The 4,969-nt window shown below is 46.9% G+C and carries 5 protein-coding genes; all 5 read left to right on the top strand.

Features of this window, described 5'->3' with window-relative positions; translation table 11 throughout:
- Positions 1–324: 324 nt before the first annotated feature.
- The 5 genes from J4G07_21820 to J4G07_21840 all read left to right on the top strand — a co-directional run bounded on the left by J4G07_21820 (position 325) and on the right by J4G07_21840 (position 4,348).
- Entirely contained in the window at positions 325–573 is a 249-nt protein-coding gene (locus tag J4G07_21820) for a hypothetical protein (protein ID MCE2416623.1), read from the top strand.
- 132 nt (positions 574–705) lie between these two features.
- Positions 706–1,713 carry a PD40 domain-containing protein gene (locus tag J4G07_21825; GenBank protein MCE2416624.1) on the top strand — a complete coding sequence of 336 codons (1,008 nt, stop codon included), beginning with the start codon at positions 706–708 and terminating at the stop codon, positions 1,711–1,713.
- Positions 1,714–1,913: 200 nt separating this feature from the next.
- Positions 1,914–2,159, top strand: a complete 246-nt coding sequence (locus J4G07_21830; protein ID MCE2416625.1) for a hypothetical protein — start codon at positions 1,914–1,916, stop codon at positions 2,157–2,159.
- 128 nt (positions 2,160–2,287) lie between these two features.
- Positions 2,288–3,292: a PD40 domain-containing protein gene (locus J4G07_21835; GenBank protein ID MCE2416626.1), complete on the top strand. Its 1,005-nt coding sequence runs from the start codon at positions 2,288–2,290 to the stop codon at positions 3,290–3,292.
- An 18-nt stretch (positions 3,293–3,310) separates the two neighbouring features.
- A complete protein-coding gene (locus J4G07_21840; protein MCE2416627.1) occupies positions 3,311–4,348 on the top strand; it encodes a PD40 domain-containing protein in 1,038 nt (345 codons plus the stop codon).
- Positions 4,349–4,969 lie beyond the last annotated feature (621 nt).

The following is a 4,969-nucleotide window of genomic DNA, read 5'->3' on the forward strand; positions in this document are numbered from 1 at the left end:
TCCGAGAAAATATCAAGCGCGCCGCGGAGTTGGGCATAGGTGCTTCACCGACGATTTTAGTGGATAACCATCAATTTCGAGCCAATCAACTCCTGCGAGCGAGTGGAACCCCGTGCCAGTAAGTACAAGGTACGCATTGGATAGACACCGTTCAAACAACCCACAAGGCTGATAAGCCTTTTGGAGAGACATTAGAAAGAATGTCCAGGGGGAGAGCTTCACTCCCGTAGCGATAGTATTCGTCTTGGAAATGGTGTTCCCAACACCGTTTGGGAATCCAATCTTGCTGGCACAGAAGCACCGGCAGAAAGGAGAAAAACCGAAATGAAAAAGAATCTGCGCGGTAAAATCCGCGAATTTGTCCAATCCGAGGAAGGCAAAGTGGGAGTCAAATCCCCACTGACGCTCGGTGCAGCGGTAGGTAGCGTGCTACTCGCACAGGCTATCGTTGGAACACCAACCGAAGCACATGGAGGACTATGCGAAAAAAACTATCATTGCCATGGCGGTCAGATCTGTAAGGGTTTCGTCAAGATTGGCAACAAGGATGTCGGTACATGTATGGACCCGTAACATTGTTGATGTAGATTGCGACGTACACCACCGCAATCTCGTTTATTTTCCAGCGTGTGATAGTTTTGCTGTCACACGCTCCTACAGCTTCTACATGATTATGTCTTTTGAATAATTGACAGAGGTATACACATGAAACTTACACTCATTTTTTGTATTCTCAGTCTGATGCTGTTGTGTGCAAGGGTTTGTTCGATTTTCGCGAAAGCCCCGACGACCCCCAAAATTCTGTTTACCTCCACACGGGACGGTAATCGCGAAGTCTACAGTATGAATCCAGATGGCAGCGAACAGGTAAACTTAACACAACATCCCGCAGAAGATCTTGAAGCCGTTTGGTCTCCGACCGGTGAGCAGATTCTTTTCGTCTCCAATCGCAGGGACCTGCGTCCCAGGGGTAATCGAGACCTGTATCTGATGGACCCTGATGGATCCAACGTCCGACACGTCTTCAAAAGAAAAATAGAAGCTTGGAGAGAAAATCCAACTTGGTCTCCCGATGGCAAACAGTTCGCTTATTCATCTATAGATTGGGGGCGTTTAGAGTTCGCTTGCCACATTGCGCCCCTTGGAGAACAAGAATCGGAATTCCTTGTGGATGGCTCTTTTCCAGCATGGTCGCCGGATGGCACGGAAATCGCCTGTACTGTAGTGGGACGACTCACATTAATCAACGTCCGCACAGGGGCGCAAAAACAACTCCTACCCAAGAATGTGGAGTCTTTCCAACGCGACCCGTCTTGGTCTGCTGTAGGGGACAAACTCGCCTTCGCATGGAATAAACATCCATTGCCACCTCCCAATGCTGAAAAGCGTGTGCACGATGTGTGGCAGGACAAAACAACAATCTACATCATTAACCGCGACGGCACGGACCTCCAGCAGCTCGTCGAGGAAGCCGGTCCCTATGCACAGTCTCCAGCGTTATCGCCGGACGGAAAGGAAGTCCTCTATACACGAGAAATTAAGGGGCATTTCCAAATTTTCAAACTTGATCTAAACAGTGGGATTCGGACGCAGTTGACACATATCCTCGGGTGGAATACTGGTGGCGATTGGTTTGATCCAGCGTATGCGTTACCGGTTTCACCACAACCTCAACTGCTCACGACAACATGGGGAACACTGAAACGAGAATAGGTTTTGTGGCATAACCGACTTGGAACACTTTGATACAAAAGTGGACGTTTACTCAATTGAATCAGTTTACAAGGTTTCCCAGAGAGGAGTGGTCTTTTGTAAATAGCCATTTCTCGCTGGAGATGGGTTTCCCAGCTACGGTTGGGAAGCGAATCCCGCCGGAGTGAGATTTCCGGTAGAAAGAGAGGAGGTGAATCTGAATGAAAACAAATCTCCGCGGTAAAATCCGCGAGTTTGTCCAGTCTGAGGAAGGCAAGGTGGGGATAAAATCTCCATTGACCCTGGGTGTAACAGCAGGAGGTCTCTTGTTAGCACATACTGTTGTCGGCACTCCACAGGCTGAAGCACATTGGGGACCATGCCTGCATGACCATCATTGTCATGGCGGACAGATCTGTGATGGTCACGTCTGGATTGGCAATCAACTAGTTGGTTCATGTATGTAGCAACATTGTTAACATAGGCTGTAGTATGAACCTCTACAGTCTTGCTGACTTTCAGCGCGTGGTATATTTTGCTGCCACGCGCTCTACATGCTGTGTGTCCACCTTTGAGCGATTATAGGAGAATAGATATGAAATGTATGCATGTTTTTTGTCAACTCAGTTTGCTGTTGTGCATCAATATTTCCACATCTTTCGCAAAAGCACCAACGATGCCCAAAATCTTGTTTACATCTGTACGGGATGGTAATCGTGAAATCTACATCATGAATCCGGATGGTTCTGAACAGATAAACTTAACACAACACCCCGCTGATGATCTGCATGCCAGCTGGTCGCCGACTGGTGAACAGATACTTTTTGCATCCGATCGCGATGGCGTTCGAGACCTTTACTTGATGAACGCAGATGGCACGAATGTTCGGCGCGTCTTTAAGAAAGAAACTTACAGAGAGAGTCCGATATGGTCGCCGGACGGTAAACATATCGCTTATGGTGTCGCGGACTTTGAGATTATTAAGTTCACTGTCCACATTGCGGCACTTGGAGAACAGGAATCGGAAGAACTTGTTATGGATGCTTCTGATCCGGCATGGTCGCCGGATGGCACGGAAATCGCCTGCTCAGTAGGAGGACGAATTGTATTTATCAACATTCGCACAGGCGGGCAAAAACGGCTTCTACCCAGAAAAACAATGAATTGGCAACGTGAACCATCATGGTCGGTTGTTGGAGACAAACTCGCTTTTGCTTGGAATAACAATCCATTACCTCCCGACCACATGCCGGGAGAACCTGTACCCAAGGTATGGGTTGACAAACTAACAATCTACATTGCGAACCGCGATGGTACGGGTATCCAACAACTTGTTGATGAGGCGGGTCCGATGGCAGTGAGTCCTGAACTATCACCGAATGGCAAAGAAATCCTTTATACACAGAAAACCAAGGGTTTTCTGCAAGTCTTCAAAGTCGATGTAAACAGTGGCGTTCAAACTCAATTGACGCATAGCGTTGGTTTATTCCTTTTTCAAGCAAATACTGGTGGGGATTGGTTCGACCCCGCATATATGTTGCCTGTTTCACCTCAGCCGCACTTGCTAACCATGACATGGGGAGAAGTAAAAAAGAAATAGTTCTTGTGAGACATGTATATGAAAGCAATACGGTTGTTAGTTTTTATAATATTGAGCTCGGTAATTCTGAATGTAAGTGTTTCTCCGATTTTTGCAAAGGCACCGACGACCCCTAAAATCCTGTTCAACTCCGGACGAGATGGAAATAGTGAGGTATACATCATGAATCCAGATGGTAGCGAACAGGTGAACCTCACACAACATCCTGCCGCCGATCTGCAAGCTGTCTGGTCCCCGACCGGTGATCAGATCCTTTTCATCTCCAATCGCAGGGATTTTCGTCCTCGGGGCAATCGAGATCTGTATCTGATGGATTCAGAAGGAACCAATGTTCGACGCGTCTTTAAGAAAAAAATAAATGGTTGGAGAACAGATCCAACCTGGTCTCCCGATGGCAAACAGATTGCTTATTGGCAACGGTATTGGAACGGGGAAGGCAGATCCGGTATGTATCTTGCAACCTTAGGGAAACAAGATGAGGAATTCATAGGGAAGTACTCCTCTCCGGCATGGTCCCCAGATGGAACAGAAATTGCCTGCCAGGCATCGAACCCACCGGGAACCTGGATCATATTATTCAACGTCCGGACCCGAAAGCACGAACGCCTCCTACCCAAGAAAGCACTCCCTTGGCAAACCGAGCCGTCTTGGTCGGCTACAGGGGATAAAATCGCCTTTGCTGGAAACAAGCAACCGTTACCCGCCATCTTGGATAGGGATCTGCACAATGCATGGAAGGATAAGCAGACAATCTTCACCGTCAACAGCGATGGCACTGGGCTCAAACAACTTGTTGATGAAGCTGGTGCCGATGCTTGGGCTCCTGCGTTATCACCAAATGGAGAGGAAGTCCTCTATACACAGGAAATCAATGGGCGAAGCCAGATTTTCAAGGTTGACATCAGCAATCGGACTCGGATACAGTTAACGCATATTGGAGGGATGATCAGATCTGGGAATTCTGGCGGAAATTGGTTCGACCCAACGTATGCATTGCCGGTTTCACCACGACCCCAGCTGCTAACCACAACTTGGGGAAAGGTAAAAAAGAAATAGCGTTTAGATTTATCATCTTGAAAACACATTAGCAGCGATGTTATTCAAGCGGTGAGGCGTTGGATTTCATGCTTCTTTTTCCATTTACGTAACAAGACTTTCAGGTCTTGGACACTTTCGGTAATCTCTGGCACTTTTTTATTCATCGTTGTTTCACTCCTTTGGAAAGGAAGCAGCAGAAAATAACACATTTATGATATCTGATTCAATCAGATGTGGTATTACTCTTCACCTCTGTTCTATCAGGTTTCTTATTTTCTGTCCGACTGGATGCCCTACTTTCCCAAAATTAGTAGACTTTATCTTCAAAAAACAAAGAGAGCCGGACGATAGGCTTGGCTATACTATGTTTGTTTTTGAATTGACTGATGAGGAAATAACTAATGTCACAATACCCACCATCTCAGGGGAGTTAAAATAATAAGTAAGAATTGTCGCGGAACAGCGGCATGTAGAACGCACGATGTAACCCTCCATTCTTAGTTCACCTTAATTTTCCCCCATGTCGTTGTTAAGGAATGCGCTGAAGGCGAAATCTCTAAGACGTTTGGATGAGACCAAGCTGGGCTTGAATTATTTCCTTCACGCGTAAGTTGCGTTGGGTTGCCACCGTTGAAATCG

The sequence above is a fragment of the Candidatus Poribacteria bacterium genome, assembly GCA_021295715.1.
Classification (GTDB): domain Bacteria; phylum Poribacteria; class WGA-4E; order WGA-4E; family WGA-3G; genus WGA-3G.

Excerpts from the sequence above, each read along its gene's own strand:
- J4G07_21820 (MCE2416623.1), top strand. The coding sequence starts at position 325 with ATGAAAAAGAATCTGCGCGGTAAAATCCGCGAATTTGTCCAATCCGAG.
- J4G07_21825 (MCE2416624.1), top strand. The coding sequence starts at position 706 with ATGAAACTTACACTCATTTTTTGTATTCTCAGTCTGATGCTGTTGTGT.
- J4G07_21830 (MCE2416625.1), top strand. The coding sequence starts at position 1,914 with ATGAAAACAAATCTCCGCGGTAAAATCCGCGAGTTTGTCCAGTCTGAG.
- J4G07_21835 (MCE2416626.1), top strand. The coding sequence starts at position 2,288 with ATGAAATGTATGCATGTTTTTTGTCAACTCAGTTTGCTGTTGTGCATC.
- J4G07_21840 (MCE2416627.1), top strand. The coding sequence starts at position 3,311 with ATGAAAGCAATACGGTTGTTAGTTTTTATAATATTGAGCTCGGTAATT.